Origin of the sequence: Exiguobacterium sp. s194 (genome assembly GCF_018618275.1) — a bacterium.
Taxonomy (GTDB): domain Bacteria; phylum Bacillota; class Bacilli; order Exiguobacteriales; family Exiguobacteriaceae; genus Exiguobacterium; species Exiguobacterium chiriqhucha.
Map to the genome: position 1 here is coordinate 1 of NZ_JACSLT010000013.1, position 16,087 is coordinate 16,087.

At 51.2% G+C, this 16,087-nt stretch carries 18 protein-coding genes, 1 rRNA gene and 1 other annotated feature; all 19 genes read left to right on the forward strand.

The genetic code is table 11. The features are described 5' to 3' along the window. The first annotated feature begins 11 nt into the window (after positions 1-11). The 19 genes from rrf (at position 12) to nusG (ending at position 16,043) form a co-directional block, all read left to right on the forward strand. Positions 12-127 (forward strand): 5S ribosomal RNA (gene rrf / locus KNP85_RS14320). 147 nt (positions 128-274) lie between these two features. Beyond that, positions 275-742, forward strand: a complete 468-nt coding sequence (locus tag KNP85_RS14325) for a CtsR family transcriptional regulator (RefSeq protein WP_021066575.1) — start codon at positions 275-277, stop codon at positions 740-742. A 19-nt stretch (positions 743-761) separates the two neighbouring features. Continuing rightward, the gene (locus KNP85_RS14330; RefSeq protein ID WP_029594416.1) at positions 762-1,196 is read left to right on the forward strand and encodes a UvrB/UvrC motif-containing protein; all 435 of its coding nucleotides are present in this window, start codon (positions 762-764) and stop codon (positions 1,194-1,196) included. After that, the gene (locus tag KNP85_RS14335; RefSeq protein ID WP_021066577.1) at positions 1,196-2,239 is read left to right on the forward strand and encodes a protein arginine kinase; all 1,044 of its coding nucleotides are present in this window, start codon (positions 1,196-1,198) and stop codon (positions 2,237-2,239) included. Before KNP85_RS14330 ends, KNP85_RS14335 begins: the two co-directional genes overlap by 1 nt. Before the next feature lie 24 nt (positions 2,240-2,263). Next, positions 2,264-4,699, forward strand: a complete 2,436-nt coding sequence (clpC, locus tag KNP85_RS14340; protein WP_029594418.1) for an ATP-dependent protease ATP-binding subunit ClpC — start codon at positions 2,264-2,266, stop codon at positions 4,697-4,699. Between the two features lie 54 nt (positions 4,700-4,753). Then, the gene (gene radA / locus KNP85_RS14345) at positions 4,754-6,130 is read left to right on the forward strand and encodes a DNA repair protein RadA (RefSeq protein WP_021066579.1); all 1,377 of its coding nucleotides are present in this window, start codon (positions 4,754-4,756) and stop codon (positions 6,128-6,130) included. Between the two features lie 115 nt (positions 6,131-6,245). Then, positions 6,246-7,310: a PIN/TRAM domain-containing protein gene (locus KNP85_RS14350; RefSeq protein WP_021066580.1), complete on the forward strand. Its 1,065-nt coding sequence runs from the start codon at positions 6,246-6,248 to the stop codon at positions 7,308-7,310. A gap of 58 nt (positions 7,311-7,368) precedes the next feature. Next, positions 7,369-8,049, forward strand: a complete 681-nt coding sequence (gene ispD / locus KNP85_RS14355) for a 2-C-methyl-D-erythritol 4-phosphate cytidylyltransferase (RefSeq protein WP_058765117.1) — start codon at positions 7,369-7,371, stop codon at positions 8,047-8,049. Beyond that, positions 8,046-8,519 carry a 2-C-methyl-D-erythritol 2,4-cyclodiphosphate synthase gene (ispF, locus tag KNP85_RS14360; RefSeq protein ID WP_214803769.1) on the forward strand — a complete coding sequence of 158 codons (474 nt, stop codon included), beginning with the start codon at positions 8,046-8,048 and terminating at the stop codon, positions 8,517-8,519. Before ispD ends, ispF begins: the two co-directional genes overlap by 4 nt. Before the next feature lie 45 nt (positions 8,520-8,564). Then, positions 8,565-10,022 (forward strand): glutamate--tRNA ligase, encoded by a 1,458-nt coding sequence (gene gltX / locus KNP85_RS14365; protein ID WP_214803779.1) that lies wholly within the window; start codon positions 8,565-8,567, stop codon positions 10,020-10,022. Beyond that, positions 10,019-10,222, forward strand: a binding site (T-box leader). Its footprint overlaps the gene before it by 4 nt. 49 nt (positions 10,223-10,271) lie before the next feature. Then, positions 10,272-10,961: a serine O-acetyltransferase gene (gene cysE / locus KNP85_RS14370; protein ID WP_021066584.1), complete on the forward strand. Its 690-nt coding sequence runs from the start codon at positions 10,272-10,274 to the stop codon at positions 10,959-10,961. Beyond that, positions 10,930-12,327, forward strand: a complete 1,398-nt coding sequence (gene cysS / locus KNP85_RS14375) for a cysteine--tRNA ligase (protein WP_021066585.1) — start codon at positions 10,930-10,932, stop codon at positions 12,325-12,327. Before cysE ends, cysS begins: the two co-directional genes overlap by 32 nt. After that, the gene (locus tag KNP85_RS14380) at positions 12,324-12,731 is read left to right on the forward strand and encodes a Mini-ribonuclease 3 (RefSeq protein WP_021066586.1); all 408 of its coding nucleotides are present in this window, start codon (positions 12,324-12,326) and stop codon (positions 12,729-12,731) included. Before cysS ends, KNP85_RS14380 begins: the two co-directional genes overlap by 4 nt. Before the next feature lie 127 nt (positions 12,732-12,858). Further along, positions 12,859-13,608 (forward strand): 23S rRNA (guanosine(2251)-2'-O)-methyltransferase RlmB, encoded by a 750-nt coding sequence (rlmB, locus tag KNP85_RS14385; protein WP_029594424.1) that lies wholly within the window; start codon positions 12,859-12,861, stop codon positions 13,606-13,608. After that, positions 13,605-14,132 (forward strand): NYN domain-containing protein, encoded by a 528-nt coding sequence (locus KNP85_RS14390; RefSeq protein WP_029594425.1) that lies wholly within the window; start codon positions 13,605-13,607, stop codon positions 14,130-14,132. The genes rlmB and KNP85_RS14390 overlap by 4 nt, the downstream gene beginning before the upstream one ends. Before the next feature lie 220 nt (positions 14,133-14,352). Further along, on the forward strand, positions 14,353-14,994 hold the full coding sequence (sigH, locus tag KNP85_RS14395) for an RNA polymerase sporulation sigma factor SigH (protein ID WP_021066589.1): 642 nt from the start codon (positions 14,353-14,355) through the stop codon (positions 14,992-14,994). Between the two features lie 128 nt (positions 14,995-15,122). Next, on the forward strand, positions 15,123-15,269 hold the full coding sequence (gene rpmG / locus KNP85_RS14400) for a 50S ribosomal protein L33 (protein ID WP_214803771.1): 147 nt from the start codon (positions 15,123-15,125) through the stop codon (positions 15,267-15,269). 34 nt (positions 15,270-15,303) lie between these two features. Next, positions 15,304-15,474 carry a preprotein translocase subunit SecE gene (secE, locus tag KNP85_RS14405; RefSeq protein ID WP_021066591.1) on the forward strand — a complete coding sequence of 57 codons (171 nt, stop codon included), beginning with the start codon at positions 15,304-15,306 and terminating at the stop codon, positions 15,472-15,474. A 17-nt stretch (positions 15,475-15,491) separates the two neighbouring features. After that, complete coding sequence (nusG, locus tag KNP85_RS14410) at positions 15,492-16,043, forward strand: transcription termination/antitermination protein NusG (protein ID WP_021066592.1); 552 nt, start codon at positions 15,492-15,494, stop codon at positions 16,041-16,043. Positions 16,044-16,087 lie beyond the last annotated feature (44 nt).

The window sequence follows — 16,087 nt, forward strand, 5'->3', positions numbered from 1 at the left end:
ATCTCTCTATGTCTGGTGGCGATAGCGAAGCGGCCACACCCGTTCCCATGCCGAACACGGAAGTTAAGCGCTTCAGCGCCGAAAGTAGTTGGGGGTCTCCCCCTGTGAGGATAGGACGCTGCCAGGCCAACGCGAAAGACGATCGAGCATCCGCTCGGTCGTCTTTTTTCTGTTTAAAGCGGTGTCGCAGTTGCGACATCGCTTTTCGTTTGCCTTTTTTTGAATCAATGATAGAATATAGTCAAAAGTCAAAGATGGTCAGAGGGTGGTGGAGATGAGAAACATATCGGATGTAATCGAACAGTATTTAAAACAAGTGCTGAAGGAGAGCCAGGCCGAAGCAATCGAGATTAAACGGCAAGATATTGCCAAGCGTTTCGAATGTGTTCCGTCTCAAATCAACTACGTCATTAATACGCGCTTTACGGTCGAGAAGGGCTATCTTGTCGAAAGTAAGCGTGGGGGCGGGGGATATATTCGCATTCGCCGCGTAATTTTACATGAAAAGCAAGACGTGTTGGTCAGCTTGATGGATATTTTACAAGACCATCCTCGTCTTTCCGAACAGCTTGTCGAGAACATCTTGATTCGCTTATTTGAAGAAGGGATGTTGAGTGAGCGGGAAGTGCGCTTGTTGTATCATTTATTGTCTGATGAAGCGCTTGGGTTACACGCTGACGATCGTCACTTGATTCGAAGACAACAGTTACTCGCATTAATGAAGTTACTTAGTTACCATTGACCGACGGAGGCATAAAGAGATGTTATGCGAACGATGCAAACGGCGACCTGCCATCAATGAGATCCAAGTAGTCGAGAACGGGATACCGGTGACGAGACGACTATGTCGTCAATGTACAGTTGAACTGATGGCAGGTTACGTACCAGCTGTGAAACGGTGCCCGGGCTGTCAATTGACACAAACTGAATTAGCTCATCTTCGAAAAGCGGGCTGTACCACTTGTTATACCGTCTTTCGCGAAGAATTGATTAAAATCACACGTCAGTATCAACAAGGCCATGATGAACATGTAGGTTCGATGCCAGATGCGTTACGGACTCCCGACGAGCGAATCGAAGAGCGACTTGCAAAGTTAGCAGGGGAGTTGGAACGAGCCGTCGAACAAGAAGATTATGAACGCGCAGCCAGGCTGAAAAAAGAGATCAATCAATTGAAAGGGCGAGGTGAGGCGTGATGGAGTCTTATCTTAAACATCCACTTGGTCCTAAAATGAGAGAGCGAGCCAAGTTAGATGATTTGGTCATCTCGACTCGCATTCGTCTAGCGCGCAATTTAAAAGACACCGTCTTTTCTCCTGTATTATCGGAGGAAGGACAGCAACAACTTTGTGAACGGATTGAAGCGTCACTTGGAGGATTGCAAGGTTTTGAGTATTTGCATATGGGTGCTTATGATCAGGTGACCCGACAAGCGCTCGTTGAAAAGCATTTGATTAGCCCTACGATTGCCGCGAAAGAACAAAGTGCCGTCTTTTTAAGTGATGATGAGACGATCAGCGTACTCATCAATGAAGAAGACCATTTACGAATTCAAACTCTACTCCCAGGTTATCAAGTAGAAGAGGCTTTCGAACTGGCAAGACGTGTCGATGCTCTCTGTGGGGAGTCCCTTCCTTACGCATTTGATGAACAGCTAGGTTATTTGACAACATGTCCGAGTAATATCGGGACGGGTCTACGAGCCTCGGTGATGCTTCATCTACCAGGACTGACGTTGACCGGACGGATAACTCCTATTCTAAAAGAACTTCGGAAGCTCGGATATACGATTCGGGGACGTTACGGGGAAGGCAGTGATGCGGCGGGGCGACTGTTCCAATTATCGAACCAACGCACGTTAGGGAGCCATGAAACCCAACTGTTAACCGACTTCATGGAGATTACGGAACAAGTCATTCAGGCAGAGCGACAAGCCCGCGAAGAGTTATTGGCTCGCAACCAGGACGAGTTAGAAGATCAGTTTTATCGCTCGTATGGGATTTTACGTTATGCAAAACTGCTATCGTCAACAGAAGCTGTCGAACGCCTATCCGATCTTCACTTGGCGAGTGACCTGGGTATTTTATCGGATTGGAGTCCACCTCAGTTTCACGAATTGATTGTAAAGCTTCAATCAGGTTTCCTACAAAAGCATTTCGGGAAAACATTATCTACGAAAGAACGAGATCGCGAACGTGCGACGCTCGTTCGTCGAACGTTAGATCATGGGTTAGTTTGATCCAACTTTAAGGAGGTTTTGTCAATGATGTTTGGTCGATTTACAGAACGAGCTCAGCGCGTATTAGCTTTAGCACAAGAGGAAGCAGTACGGCTTGGCCATCATAATATCGGTACGGAGCACATTTTACTCGGACTTGTTCGCGAGGGAGAAGGGATTGCCGCTAAGGCACTGTTCGCTCTCGGACTTACGTCTGAAAAGATTCAGCAAGAAGTGGAGGCACTCATCGGACGAGGTTCAGAAAACGGATCGACGATTCACTATACGCCACGTGCGAAAAAAGTGATTGAGCTATCGATGGATGAAGCACGGAAACTTGGTCACTCTTATGTCGGGACTGAACACATTCTCCTCGGCGTCATTCGCGAAGGAGAAGGGGTAGCAGCTCGAGTCTTGAACAACCTTGGGATTAGCTTGACGAAGGCGCGTCAGCAAGTGCTCCAGCTCTTAGGAAACACTGAGTCGTCAGCTAATGCATCACAACCAGGTACAAGTGCTGCTACACCGACGCTTGACGGCTTAGCTCGTGATTTGACACAGCAAGCGCGAGAATCCCGTCTTGATCCGGTCATCGGTCGCTCAGGCGAAATTCAACGTGTCATCGAAGTGTTATCACGCCGGACGAAAAACAACCCGGTCCTCATCGGGGAACCAGGGGTCGGGAAGACGGCAGTCGTCGAAGGGCTCGCCCAACAGATCATCAACAATGAAGTACCGGAAACACTTCGGAATAAACGCGTCATGGTGCTCGATATGGGTACACTCGTCGCTGGAACGAAGTACCGCGGTGAATTTGAAGATCGTTTGAAAAAAGTGATGGATGAGATTCGCCAAGCTGGGAACGTCATTCTTTTCATTGACGAGTTGCATACGTTAATTGGTGCTGGGGGTGCAGAAGGCGCCATCGATGCATCGAATATTTTGAAACCGTCACTCGCACGTGGCGAACTTCAATGTATCGGTGCGACGACACTCGATGAGTATCGTAAATATATCGAGAAGGATGCCGCGCTCGAACGTCGCTTCCAACCAATTCAAGTCAATGAACCGACGACGGATGAGGCAGAACAAATTCTCTTCGGGTTACGTGACCGTTACGAAGCGCACCATCGCGTCACAATCACAGATGAAGCGATTCATGAGGCCGTTGTTCTCTCGGACCGCTACATCTCGGACCGCTTCCTTCCAGATAAAGCGATCGACCTCGTCGATGAGGCTGCTTCGAAAGTAAGACTTCGCTCATTCACGGCACCGCCGAACTTGAAAGAACTCGAGGCTCGTCTTGAGTCGATTCGCAAAGAAAAAGATTCGGCTGTACAGAGTCAAGAGTTCGAGAAGGCTGCCTCACTACGCGATACCGAACAGAAACTTCGAGATGAACTCGAACAGCTCAAATCGGAATGGCAGAATAAGCAAGGGAACGAAAAACTCGAAGTAACGAAAGAAGACATCGCGCAAGTCGTCGCCAACTGGACAGGAGTACCTGTGACGAAGATTGCTGAAGAAGAGACAGACCGTCTCCTCAAACTCGAATCAATTCTCCACGGCCGAGTCATCGGTCAAGATGAAGCCGTTAAATCGATTTCGCGGGCGATTCGCCGAGCACGTGCTGGATTGAAAGATCCGAAACGTCCGATTGGTTCGTTCGTCTTCCTCGGACCAACTGGTGTCGGGAAAACCGAGCTGGCTCGCGCTGTAGCTGAAGCGTTGTTCGGTGACGAAGACGCCATCATCCGAATCGACATGTCGGAGTACATGGAGAAACACGCGACGAGTCGTCTCGTTGGATCGCCTCCAGGTTACGTCGGTTATGAAGAGGGCGGTCAATTGACAGAGAAAGTTCGCCGCAAGCCATATTCGGTCATCTTGCTTGATGAGATTGAAAAGGCTCACCCTGAAGTGTTCAACATCTTGCTCCAAGTGCTCGATGACGGTCGCTTGACCGACTCGAAAGGGCGTACGGTCGACTTCCGGAACACGGTCATCATCATGACGTCAAACGTCGGTGCGGCAGCGCTCAAACGGAACAAGTACGTCGGGTTCACGGTTGAAGATGACGTGAAGCGTGAATATACGGAAATGAAAGATAAAGTTATGGAAGAGTTGAAGAAGGCGTTCCGTCCTGAGTTCTTGAACCGGATTGACGAAATCACCGTCTTCCACTCGCTCCAAAAAGAACACATCCAAGAAATCGTCAAACTTATGGCCGAGACACTTACAAAACGTCTCGGGGAACAAGGGATTGATTTCAGCTTGACGGAATCGGCGCTCGAGAAAATCGCCGAAGTCGGGTACGATCCGGAATACGGGGCTCGTCCACTCCGCCGTGCGCTCCAGCGTGAGGTTGAGGACCGACTCTCAGAAGCGATGCTCAGTGGCAGCATCACAAAAGGCAGCAAAGTGGCGCTCGATGTACAAGATGGCGAATTCGTCGTCCGTAATGAAGGTGTCGTTCAGTAACTACAAGGCTCCCTCTCTCGTGTGAGGGGGCTTTTTTAGACGGAAAGGAACATCATGGCAAAAATTAAAACGAAGTACGTATGTCAGTCATGCGGATACGAATCCGCAAAATGGATGGGACGTTGCCCAGGTTGTAACGAGTGGAATACGCTCGTCGAAGAATTTGTCGAAGAGAAAAAGGCGAAGCGGGGAGCCGCATTCGTCCATAGCTCCTCGAGACAGTTGAAGCCAGAACGTCTGTCGGACGTCGTGTCGCAAGAAGAGACGCGCGTCCATACGAACAGTCAAGAGTTTGACCGGGTGCTTGGGGGCGGGATTGTCCCAGGCTCGCTCGTCCTCGTCGGTGGGGACCCGGGAATCGGGAAGTCGACGATTCTCCTCCAAGTGAGTGCCCATTTGGCTCATAGTGGACGGAAAGTGCTCTATATTTCCGGGGAAGAATCGCTCAAACAGACGAAACTCCGAGCCGAACGGCTCGGTCTGCCGACTGAAGACTTATATGTCCTCGCAGAGACGGACATGTTGATGATTGAACGAGTCATCGATGAAGAAGAACCGGGGTTCGTCATCATCGACTCGATTCAAACCGTTTATATGGATGAAATCCAATCGGCGCCAGGTAGTGTCGCCCAAGTCCGGGAATGTACGGCAGCGCTCATGAAAATCGCTAAAACGCGAGGAGTGGCCGTCTTTATCGTCGGTCACGTGACGAAACAAGGTTCGATTGCCGGTCCTCGTCTGCTCGAGCATATGGTGGATGCGGTCCTTTACTTCGAAGGGGAGCGTCACCATACATTCCGAATTTTACGGGCCGTCAAAAATCGGTTCGGTTCGACGAACGAGATTGGCATCTTTGAAATGAAAGAAGGCGGGCTCGAAGAAGTGCTCAATCCGTCTGAAATCTTCCTGGAAGAACGAACTGCTGGCGTCTCGGGCTCCACCGTCGTCGCATCGATGGAAGGGACGCGGACCGTGCTCGTCGAGTTACAGGCGCTCATCTCGCCGACCTCGTTCGGGAATCCGCGCCGGATGGCGACCGGGATTGACCAGAACCGGGTCGCACTTCTCATGGCTGTGCTCGAGAAGCGTTCGGGTCTCTTGCTCCAAACGCAAGACGCTTATTTGAAGGCGGCCGGGGGCGTTAAATTGGACGAACCAGCCATCGACTTGGCCATCTGTATTTCGATCGCATCAAGCTTCCGGGACCGTCCGACCCGTCCGACGGATGTATGTATCGGTGAAGTCGGTTTGACCGGTGAGGTACGGCGTGTGTCACGGATTGAGCAACGTGTCGCTGAAGCGGCCAAGCTTGGTTTCACCCGGGCCATCATTCCGAAAAACAACCTCGGGGGCTGGACGGCCCCGCCTGGTATCGATGTCGTCGGTGTCAGTACTGTCGATGAAGCGCTCCAACTCGCTATCCCGTTCTGACGGGGCGCTTCCGGCAGTTTTTAACGCTTTGTAACGAACGCTTTCAAAAGAACCGTGTTACAATGAAAGTGTTAATTTCTTGAAATTTTAATTCATAATGAAGGAGGTGGAATGAGTGAAGATTGCTGTACGAATCGGATTTATATTGATCGGACTCGTCGTCGGTTGGTTTGGAATTATCGAAGCGATGTTGCTATTAGGCGACCTTGGTGTGAGTGTACCGGCTTGGTTGACGATTCCTTACGTTGCTAGTTTGATTGGTGGACTTATCTTCTTCATTCTTAGTTTATTCTTGACCGATGGGGTCGTTAAATTTATCCGTTTTATCGAAGAACGGCTTGTCCGTTTGCCGGTCGGCGATATTTTGTTTGGCTCGATCGGATTGATTATTGGTTTGTTGATCGCCTTTTTGATCAGCGTCTCGTTAGAAGTGACGAATATCTTCTTGCTCAGCAAGATTGTGCCGATTTTTGTGACCGCTCTGTTCGGTTACTTCGGCTTTGCCGTCGGTTACCGGAAGCGGAATGAATGGATTAAACTGTTCGTCAAAAGTGAACGAGAGAAGCCGGCCGCGGAACCATTGCGCCGCTCTAACGATAAAATTTTGGATACGAGCGTCATCATCGATGGTCGAATCGCTGATATCTCGAAGACCGGTTTCATCGAAGGGACACTCATCGTGCCGCAGTTCGTCATCGGTGAGCTTCAATATATTGCGGACTCGTCGGATACGCTGAAGCGTAACCGGGGCCGTCGCGGTCTTGATATTTTAAAAGAGTTACAAGACAACGATCGGATCGAAGTGGAAATCTATGATGGGGATTTTGAAGACGTCGCCGAAGTGGATATCAAATTGATCAAGTTGGCCGAATTGAAAAAAGGCATCGTCGTCACGAACGACTACAACTTGAACAAAGTGTGTGAAGTTCGGAACGTCCCAGTATTGAACATTAACGATTTGGCCAACTCGGTCAAACAGATCGTCATTCCAGGAGAAGAGATGGTCGTGACGGTCATTAAAGAAGGAAAAGAACAAAATCAAGGTGTCGCTTATCTCGAAGATGGCACGATGGTCGTCGTTGAAGGTGGGCGCAAGCTGATCTCGAAGACGTTACCCGTTGTCGTCACGAGCGTGCTTCAGACGTCGGCTGGCCGCATGATTTTTGCTCGTCCTGAATAAATAAGTGGAAAAAGAGACGCATCGGCGCTCTCTTTTTTCGCGAAAAGGGGTGAATGGAATGGTACGCTATACGGTTGTCATTCCGGCCGCAGGAAAAGGAAAGCGGATGGGAGCCGATGAGAATAAGTTGATGCTGACGCTGCAAGGAAAACCGATTATCGTCTGGACCGTGTCAGCGTTCGCGAGAGATGCATGGTGCGCGCGCATCGTGCTCGCGGTGCGTCCTGAGGAGCAAGCGTGGTTCGAGCAGCAGTTGCGTCATGTCCAAACCCCGATTACATATGTGACGGGTGGGGAAGAACGACAACAGAGCGTTCGAGCCGGATTGCAAGTCGTCAATCCCGAAGATGTCGTCTTGATTCATGACGGGGCACGGCCATTTGTGCGCCTTGACCAACTTCATGCCATCGCCGAAGCGGCCAAGACGGCAGGGGCGATTCTCGCTGTTCCGGTCAAAGATACGGTTAAACAAGTGACGGACGGACACATCACGCAGACGGTGCCGCGTGAGGCACTATGGTTGGCGCAGACGCCCCAAGCGTTTCCGGCAGGCGCCATTCAAGCCGCCCATGAGCGGGCAGAAGCTGCTCGTTTTATCGGGACGGATGATGCCAGTCTATTCGAATGGACCGGGCAACGGGTGACGATTATCCCGGGGGATTACCACAACATTAAAATGACGACCCCGGAAGATTTATTATTTGGTGAAGCGATTTTAACGAAGGAGGACTATCGATGAGAATCGGACAAGGATTTGATGTACATGCGTTCGCCGAAGGGCGTCCGCTCATTTTAGGGGGAATCGAGATTCCACACGACCGCGGCCTGCTTGGCCACTCGGATGCGGACGTCTTGTTGCATACGATTGCCGATGCAGCGCTCGGAGCGATTGCGGCGGGGGATATCGGCAAGCATTTCCCGGATACGGACCCGGAATTTAAGGACGCGGACTCGAAAGTGTTGTTGCAGCACGTCTGGCAACTCGTCAAAGCGGAAGGCTATGTGCTCGGCAACGTCGATGCGACAGTGATGGCGGAGCGGCCGAAGCTTCGCACGTACATCGACGATATGCGAGCGGTCATCGCCGAGTTGCTCGAAGCGGACATCAGCCAAGTGAACGTCAAAGCGACGACGACTGAAAAGCTAGGCTTCACCGGACGTGAAGAAGGAATTGCCGCCCAGGCGGTCATCCTGCTCAACCGCACTTGACAAAAGTGGTATACTATTTGGGCAGAAGAGAAGAAAGGTGGAAATATTATGAGTGAAGTGCGCGTACGCTATGCGCCGAGTCCGACGGGTCACCTTCATATTGGGAACGCCCGGACCGCGCTATTTAACTATTTGTATGCTCGCCATGCCGGCGGGAAGATGATTCTCCGAATCGAGGACACGGACCAAAAACGGAACGTGGAAAACGGTGTCGAGAGTCAGATGAAGTATTTGGAATGGCTCGGAATCGATTGGGATGAAGGTCCAGGTCGCGGCGGCGATCATGGTCCTTACTTCCAAATGGAACGACTCGACCTTTACAATAAATACGTGAACGAGTTGATGGACAACGGACTCGCCTATAAATGCTATATGACGTCTGAAGAACTCGAGGCGGAGCGTGAGGCTCAAATCGCACGCGGCGAGGCACCGCGGTATTCGGGTGCACATCGTAACTTGAGCGACGAAGAGCAAGCTGCGTTCGAAGCCGAAGGACGTAAACCGTCGATTCGGATTCGTGTACCAGAGTCGGTCACATACAAGTGGACCGATGTCGTCAAAGGCGACGTCTCGTTCGAGTCGAAAGACTTCGGCGACTGGGTCATCGTCAAACAAGACGGCATCCCGACGTACAACTTCGCTGTCGTCGTCGACGATCACTTGATGAAAATCAGCCACGTCTTGCGCGGGGATGATCATATCGCCAACACACCGAAACAGATGATGGTCTATGACGCACTCGGTTGGGACTATCCGGCGTTTGGTCATATGACATTGATTTATAACGAGAACCATAAGAAGTTATCGAAGCGTGATGAGTCGATCATTCAGTTTATCGAGCAGTACGCTGATCTCGGATACCTTCCAGGGGCACTCTTTAACTTCATCTCGCTCCTCGGTTGGTCGCCGGTCGGAGAAGAGGAGATCTTCACGAAAGAAGCGTTCATCGAGATGTTTGATGCGGGTCGTTTGTCGAAGAGCCCGGCCGTCTTTGACCAACAGAAGCTTGCTTGGATCAACAGCGTCTATATGAAACAGGCTTCGCTTGACGAAGTGGTGGCACTCAGTTTACCATTCTTACAAGAAGCAGGACGTTTACCGAACGCCTTGTCGATAGAACAAGCCGATTGGGCGACAGCGTTGATCGCCCTCTATAAAGAACAAATGACACACGGTGCTGAAATCGTGACGTTGACGGACCTGTTCTTTAAAGACGAGGTCGAATACGACGAAGAGGCCAATGCGGTCCTCGCTGGAGAAACGGTACCGGCTGTCCTCGCCGAATTCAAGGCTCAACTTGAAGCAATCGAAGACTTCACACCGGAAGCCGTCAAAGCAGCGACGAAAGCGACACAAAAGGCGACTGGCCAAAAAGGAAAGAACTTGTTCATGCCGATCCGGGTCGCGACGACCGGGCAGACGCACGGACCAGAGCTTCCGAACGCCATTTCACTAATTGGCAAAGAGCGTGTCTTGGCACGTCTCACAACATTATTAGCTTAAAGGCAACGATGAGGAAAGTAAGCGGTATGACACTTAACAGAGACTAGAACCTAGGCTGGAAGTTCTAGAAGCGTCCCCCGTCGAAGTGCACCTCGGAGCCGTTCCGGCGATATGTAGTCGGGACCGCGACTCGGCGTTAACGAGACATGAGAGGGGAACTTTCCCAAACAGAGTGGAACCGCGCTTACGGCGTCTCTGTGCCTTGGCACAGGGGCGTCTTTGTTTTTGATATGGAAAAGGAGAACAATTATGGGATTTTGGAAAAGTGTGAGCGCCGATATACGAAACGTGCTCGAACTCGACCCGGCCGCAAGATCAAAAATAGAGGTCGTCTTGACCTATCCAGGGTTACACGCCCTGTGGGCACATCGAATCGCGCACGGTCTATGGACGCGCAAAGTCAAGTTAATGGCGAAGTTAATCGCGCAGACGAGCCGTTGGTTGACGGGAATTGAGATTCATCCCGGTGCGGTCATCGGTGAACGTCTCTTTATCGATCACGGGTTTGGCATCGTCATTGGTGAGACGGCGATTATCGGTAACAATGTAACGATTTATCAGGGCGTGACGCTCGGCGGAACGGGAAAAGAGAAAGGGAAACGTCACCCGACGATCGGGAATGATGTCCTCATCTCTGCCGGGGCGAAAGTGCTCGGCAATATCACGATTGGCGATTGCGTCAAAATCGGGGCGAGTTCTGTCGTTTTAAAAGACGTCCCATCCGACTCGACGGTCGTCGGGATTCCAGGCCGGGTCGTCATCCGGAACGGCGAACGGGTTAAGCAGCATGATCTCGATCACCGCTTCCCCGACCCGGACCGCGAGTGCCAAGAGCGGCTGGAACGTGCCGTCGCTCAGCTAGAAGACAAACTTGCTTCATTAGAGAAACGGATGGAGGAGAATACACATGATTCAGTTTTACAACAGCCTCACGAATAAGAAAGAACCGTTCGTACCGATCGTACCCGGGAAAGTGTCGATGTATGTTTGTGGACCGACCGTCTACAATTACATTCACGTCGGCAACGCCCGTCCAGCGATTGCCTTTGATACGGTCCGCCGCTACTTGACGTACCGGGGCTATGACGTCAAATACGTCCTTAACTTCACAGATGTCGACGATAAAATCATTCGGACTGCCAATGAGCTCGGAGAAGACGTCGGTACGTTGACGAATCGGTATATCGACGCGTATTTGGCAGATACGGGTGCCTTGAACGTATTGCCGGCGGACGTCCATCCACGTGTCACGGACACGATGGAAGAGATTATCACATTCATCCGCGAACTCGAGACGCAGGACTTTGCGTATGAAGCAGGCGGGGACGTCTATTTCCGGACGCGTAAGTTTGAGACGTATGGCAAATTGAGCCAGCAGTCGATTGAAGACTTACGCGCGGGATCACGTGTCGACGTCGGGGAAAAGAAAGAAGACCCGCTCGATTTCGTCTTGTGGAAAGCCGCGAAACCAGGTGAGCCGGCATGGGAGAGTCCATGGGGACAAGGTCGTCCAGGCTGGCACATCGAGTGTTCAGCGATGGCGAAAAAACACCTTGGCACGACGATCGACATTCACGCCGGGGGCCATGACTTGAAGTTCCCGCACCACGAGAACGAGATTGCCCAATCGGAGGCGTGCAACCATACGAAGTTCGCCAACTATTGGCTGCATAACGGATTCATCAATATCGAGAACGAGAAGATGTCCAAATCGCTCGGCAACTTCCTACTCGTCCATGAGGCGTTGAAAGAAGTCGATGCGATGGTGCTCCGCTTCTTCATGTTGTCGGTCCATTATCGCCATCCGATCAACTACAGTCGTGAGTTGATTGAACAAGCGGCGAACGGATGGGATCGCATCAAGGAAGCATACCAAAACGTCGCGTACCGCCTGTCGGTCACAGCTGGTCTTGAAGAACCGAGTGAAGCGATGGAACGCAAGCTCGCGACAATTAAAACCACGTTCATCGAAGCGATGGATGATGATATCAATACGGCGAACGCGGTGACGGTCTTATTCGACTTGGCGCGTGAAGCCAATATCTACGCAAAGGCGGACCACGTCTCGAAAACGACGTTGGAACACGTGATCGCCCTGTTCGAAGAGTTGACGGGCGTGCTCGGTTTAACGATTGCGAACGAAGTGGAACTGCTTGACGCGGAAATCGATCAATTGATTCAAGAGCGGAACACGGCCCGGGCGGAGCGAAACTTCGCGCGTGCCGATGAGATTCGTGACCTCCTGAAAGACCAGAACATTCAACTCGAAGATACGGCCCAAGGGGTGCGGTGGAAGCGGTTATGAAGCAACAGGCTCCTCAACTGAACGCTCTCGCCCTCGCCTATATGGGGGACGCCGTCTATGAGATGGCGGTACGCAAACGACTGCTCGGACAAGGGATGACGAAGCCGAACGATCTCCACCGCGGCGCCATTCGCTACGTAAATGCGGCCGCCCAGGCTGGGGTCGTGACCCACTGGCTCGAGACAGGCATCTTGAGCGAAGATGAAACGGCCGTTGTCCGCCGCGGGAAGAACGCGAAATCTGGTTCAATCCCAAAGCGGACAGATGTTCATACGTATCGCTACTCGACCGCATTCGAAGCATTGATTGGTTACACATATCTAATGGAAAGAAGGGATCGTCTTGAAGAACTCATCGAACAAGCGTTCGCATGGCTCGAAACCGAGTCATTCGAAACGACATGACGGAGCAAGGGAGCAACGCTCATTCGATCGTCCACGCGGCGAACGGAATGACCGCCCACGTGGTGAACGGAACGACCGTCCGCAACGTCAGAAACTAGAACGTCCGGACTACCAAGAAGTCGATGTGATGGAAGAAGGAATCGATTTTTTATACGGGCGCAACCCGGTCATGGAAGCACTCCGGAGCGGACGTGACATGAACAAGGTCTTCATCATGGAAGGCCAACAGAAAGGGCCACTCGCCCAAATCATCGGGATGGCTAACGAGGCGTCGGTCCAAATCTCATTCGTCCCGAAGACGAAACTCGAGAAGATGGCCGGCAGTGAACATCACCAAGGCGTTGTCGCCGCGGTCGCCGCTTACGAATATAAGTCGGTTGAAGACATGTTCGCACTCGCTGAGTCGAAAGGGGAAACGCCGCTCTTCATCTTGCTCGATGAGCTCGAAGACCCGCACAACCTCGGTTCGATTCTTCGGACGGCGGATGCGGTCGGAGCCCACGGAATCATCATTCCGAAGCGCCGCTCGGTTGGATTGACGCAGACGGTGGCGAAAGCCTCGACGGGTGCGATTGAGTATATCCCGGTCGCACGCGTCACGAACTTGACGCGGACGCTTGAAGAGTTGAAAGAGAAAGGACTATGGGTCGTCGGGACGGACGCGAGCGAGAGCCAAGATTATCGCCGCCTCGATGGGAACATGCCGCTCGTCGTTGTCATCGGTAGTGAGGGCAAAGGGATGAGCCGCCTCGTGCGGGAGTCGTGTGACTTCCTCGTCCATATGCCGATGGTTGGTCATGTCACATCGCTGAACGCCTCGGTCGCGGCCGCGCTTCTATTGTATGAAGTGCACCGCTCACGTAACCCATTGTCATGAGTATCAAGAAACGGGAACTGCTCCTCGTGGATGGGTATAACATCATTGGCGCTTGGCCACACCTTCGCAAACTGCGCGACATCGATTTTGAGAAGGCACGTACCGACTTGATTGAAGCGATGGCCGAGTATCAGGCGGTCACAGGTCGTGAAGTGACGATTGTCTTCGATGCGCATATGCGTTATGGACGAGAGTCGAAAGCGAAACAGAGTCGGATCGCGGTCATCTACACGAAAGAGAACGAGACCGCGGACGAATGGATTGAGCGGCGGGCCCATGAACTCGTCGATGATCGTCTCGTCACGTTATTCGTCGCGACGAACGATTTCACCGAGCAATGGGTCATCTTCGGTCAAGGCGCCCTTCGCGTGCCCGCGGCCGAACTGCTCAAAGATTGGAAACAAGCGCAGCAGTTAATCGCCCAAGAGCGGTCGGCGCTTGAGCAGGACCGATCCAACCGAAAAACAATCGACCTCACGCCAGATGTGCGGGCCCGATTGGAAGAAATTCGTCGTCGTAAATGAAGCGGTGACGAAACTCACGGACGAGTTCATGAAATGGACTCGTCTTTGTTTTTAATTTGACATTTTTTTGGAAAGAAATGTTGTATACTATTACATGTATGAGTTACACGAATTGTAATTGACGGAATTTTTAGAATTTTATTTGACGGTCGTTTTAAACGGCGCCTATAATGAGAGCACAAACTTACATAAGTTCATCAATCGCCGGGGGGTAGGAAACATGAACGGATGGCCATACGAGCAGTTTGAAAACATGTCCGACGAAGAGCTCGTCTTTCTTGCGCGTAACGAAGGGGATAGCGACGCTCTTGAGTTTTTGATTGAACGTTACCGATATTTCGTTCGGGCGAAGGCACGGTCTTATTTTTTAATCGGTGCCGACCACGAGGATATCGTCCAAGAAGGGATGATCGGTCTGTATAAAGGGGTTCGGGACTATCGGGACGAACGGCTCGCTTCGTTCAAAAGTTTTGCTGAGATGTGCATCACGCGTCAAATGATCACCGCCATTAAAACGGCGACGCGTCAAAAACATATTCCGCTCAACTCTTACGTCTCGCTCGATAAGCCGATTTTTGACGACGAGTCGGACCGGACGCTTCTTGATGTGATTTTGCCGCCTCATCCGACAGACCCGCAAGATTTGCTCGTCACGCGTGAAGAGCAACTGTTCATGGAAGAAAAGATGGAAGAGCTCCTGAGTGACTTGGAACGAAAAGTGTTACGTCTTTATTTGGACGGCCGTTCGTATCAAGAAATCTCAGACGACCTCGACCGTCACGTGAAGTCGATTGATAACGCGCTACAGCGCGTGAAGAAAAAGTTTGAGCGGCATGTCGACGTCAAAACGCTGACGAGCTAACCGATATTGACCGCAAGCCTCCTATGTGATACTTTTAAGGCAGCGCCTTGTCCGTAGACGCCATTTACAGGAGGCGTTTTTTTTTCGCTCTTTTTTAGTGGGAGAGCTGTCGAAAGGGGCGCTTATGAATGGCAAAGAAAGTAAGTCTCGCGTGTTCGGATTGCGGATCGAACGGTTATTCGACCGTCCAGCAAGACGACGTGACGACGCGGCTCGAACTGAAAAAGTTCTGTCGTCGTTGCAATGCACATACGACACATCGAGAATCAAAGTAACGTAGATTGGCATTCAACGTAGGAGGAAGCTATCATGAACTTTTTGCGCGATGTATGGAAAGAGTTAAAGAAAACGAGTTGGCCGACTCGTAAAGAGCTCACAAAATATACCATCACGGTCATCGCGACGGTCGTCGTGGTCGGCCTGTTCGTGTTCGGCGTAGATACTGGTGTCAGTTATCTCGTCAACCTATTGATTAACTAAGGAAAGAGGTGAAAGCCGTGGAGAAACAATGGTTTGTTGTCCAGACGTATTCTGGATTTGAAAACAACGTCAAAGAAAACCTAGAACGTCGAATCGGTTCGATGAACATGGAAGATAAAATTTTCCGCGTCCTCGTTCCGACTGAAACAACGCAAGAAGAAGTCACTCTCAAGAGTGGCGAGAAGAAGATTAAAGAAAAAGAAGTGAAAAGCTTCCCAGGTTACGTCTTCGTCGAAATGATCATGACGGATGATTCATGGTATGTCGTTCGGAACACACCGAACGTCACCGGCTTCCTCGGTTCGACGGGGGGCGGCGCTAAGCCGATCCCGCTTCAACCGGACGAAGTGACGAACGTATTGTCACAGATGGGTCTCATCGAGAAGAAAGATCGTTACAACTACGAACTCGGCGACCTCGTCCGTGTCAAAGAAGGCGCATTTGAGAACTTTGAAGGTACGATTGATGAAATCGAAACTGAGAAAGAGAAGCTCAAAGTTGTCGTTGACATGTTCGGCCGTGAAACAAAAATTGAACTTGATTTCGAACAAGTTCAGAAAATTAACTAAACCCACTTGCCATTCTCGGGAACGGATGGTACAATCGGAAATGT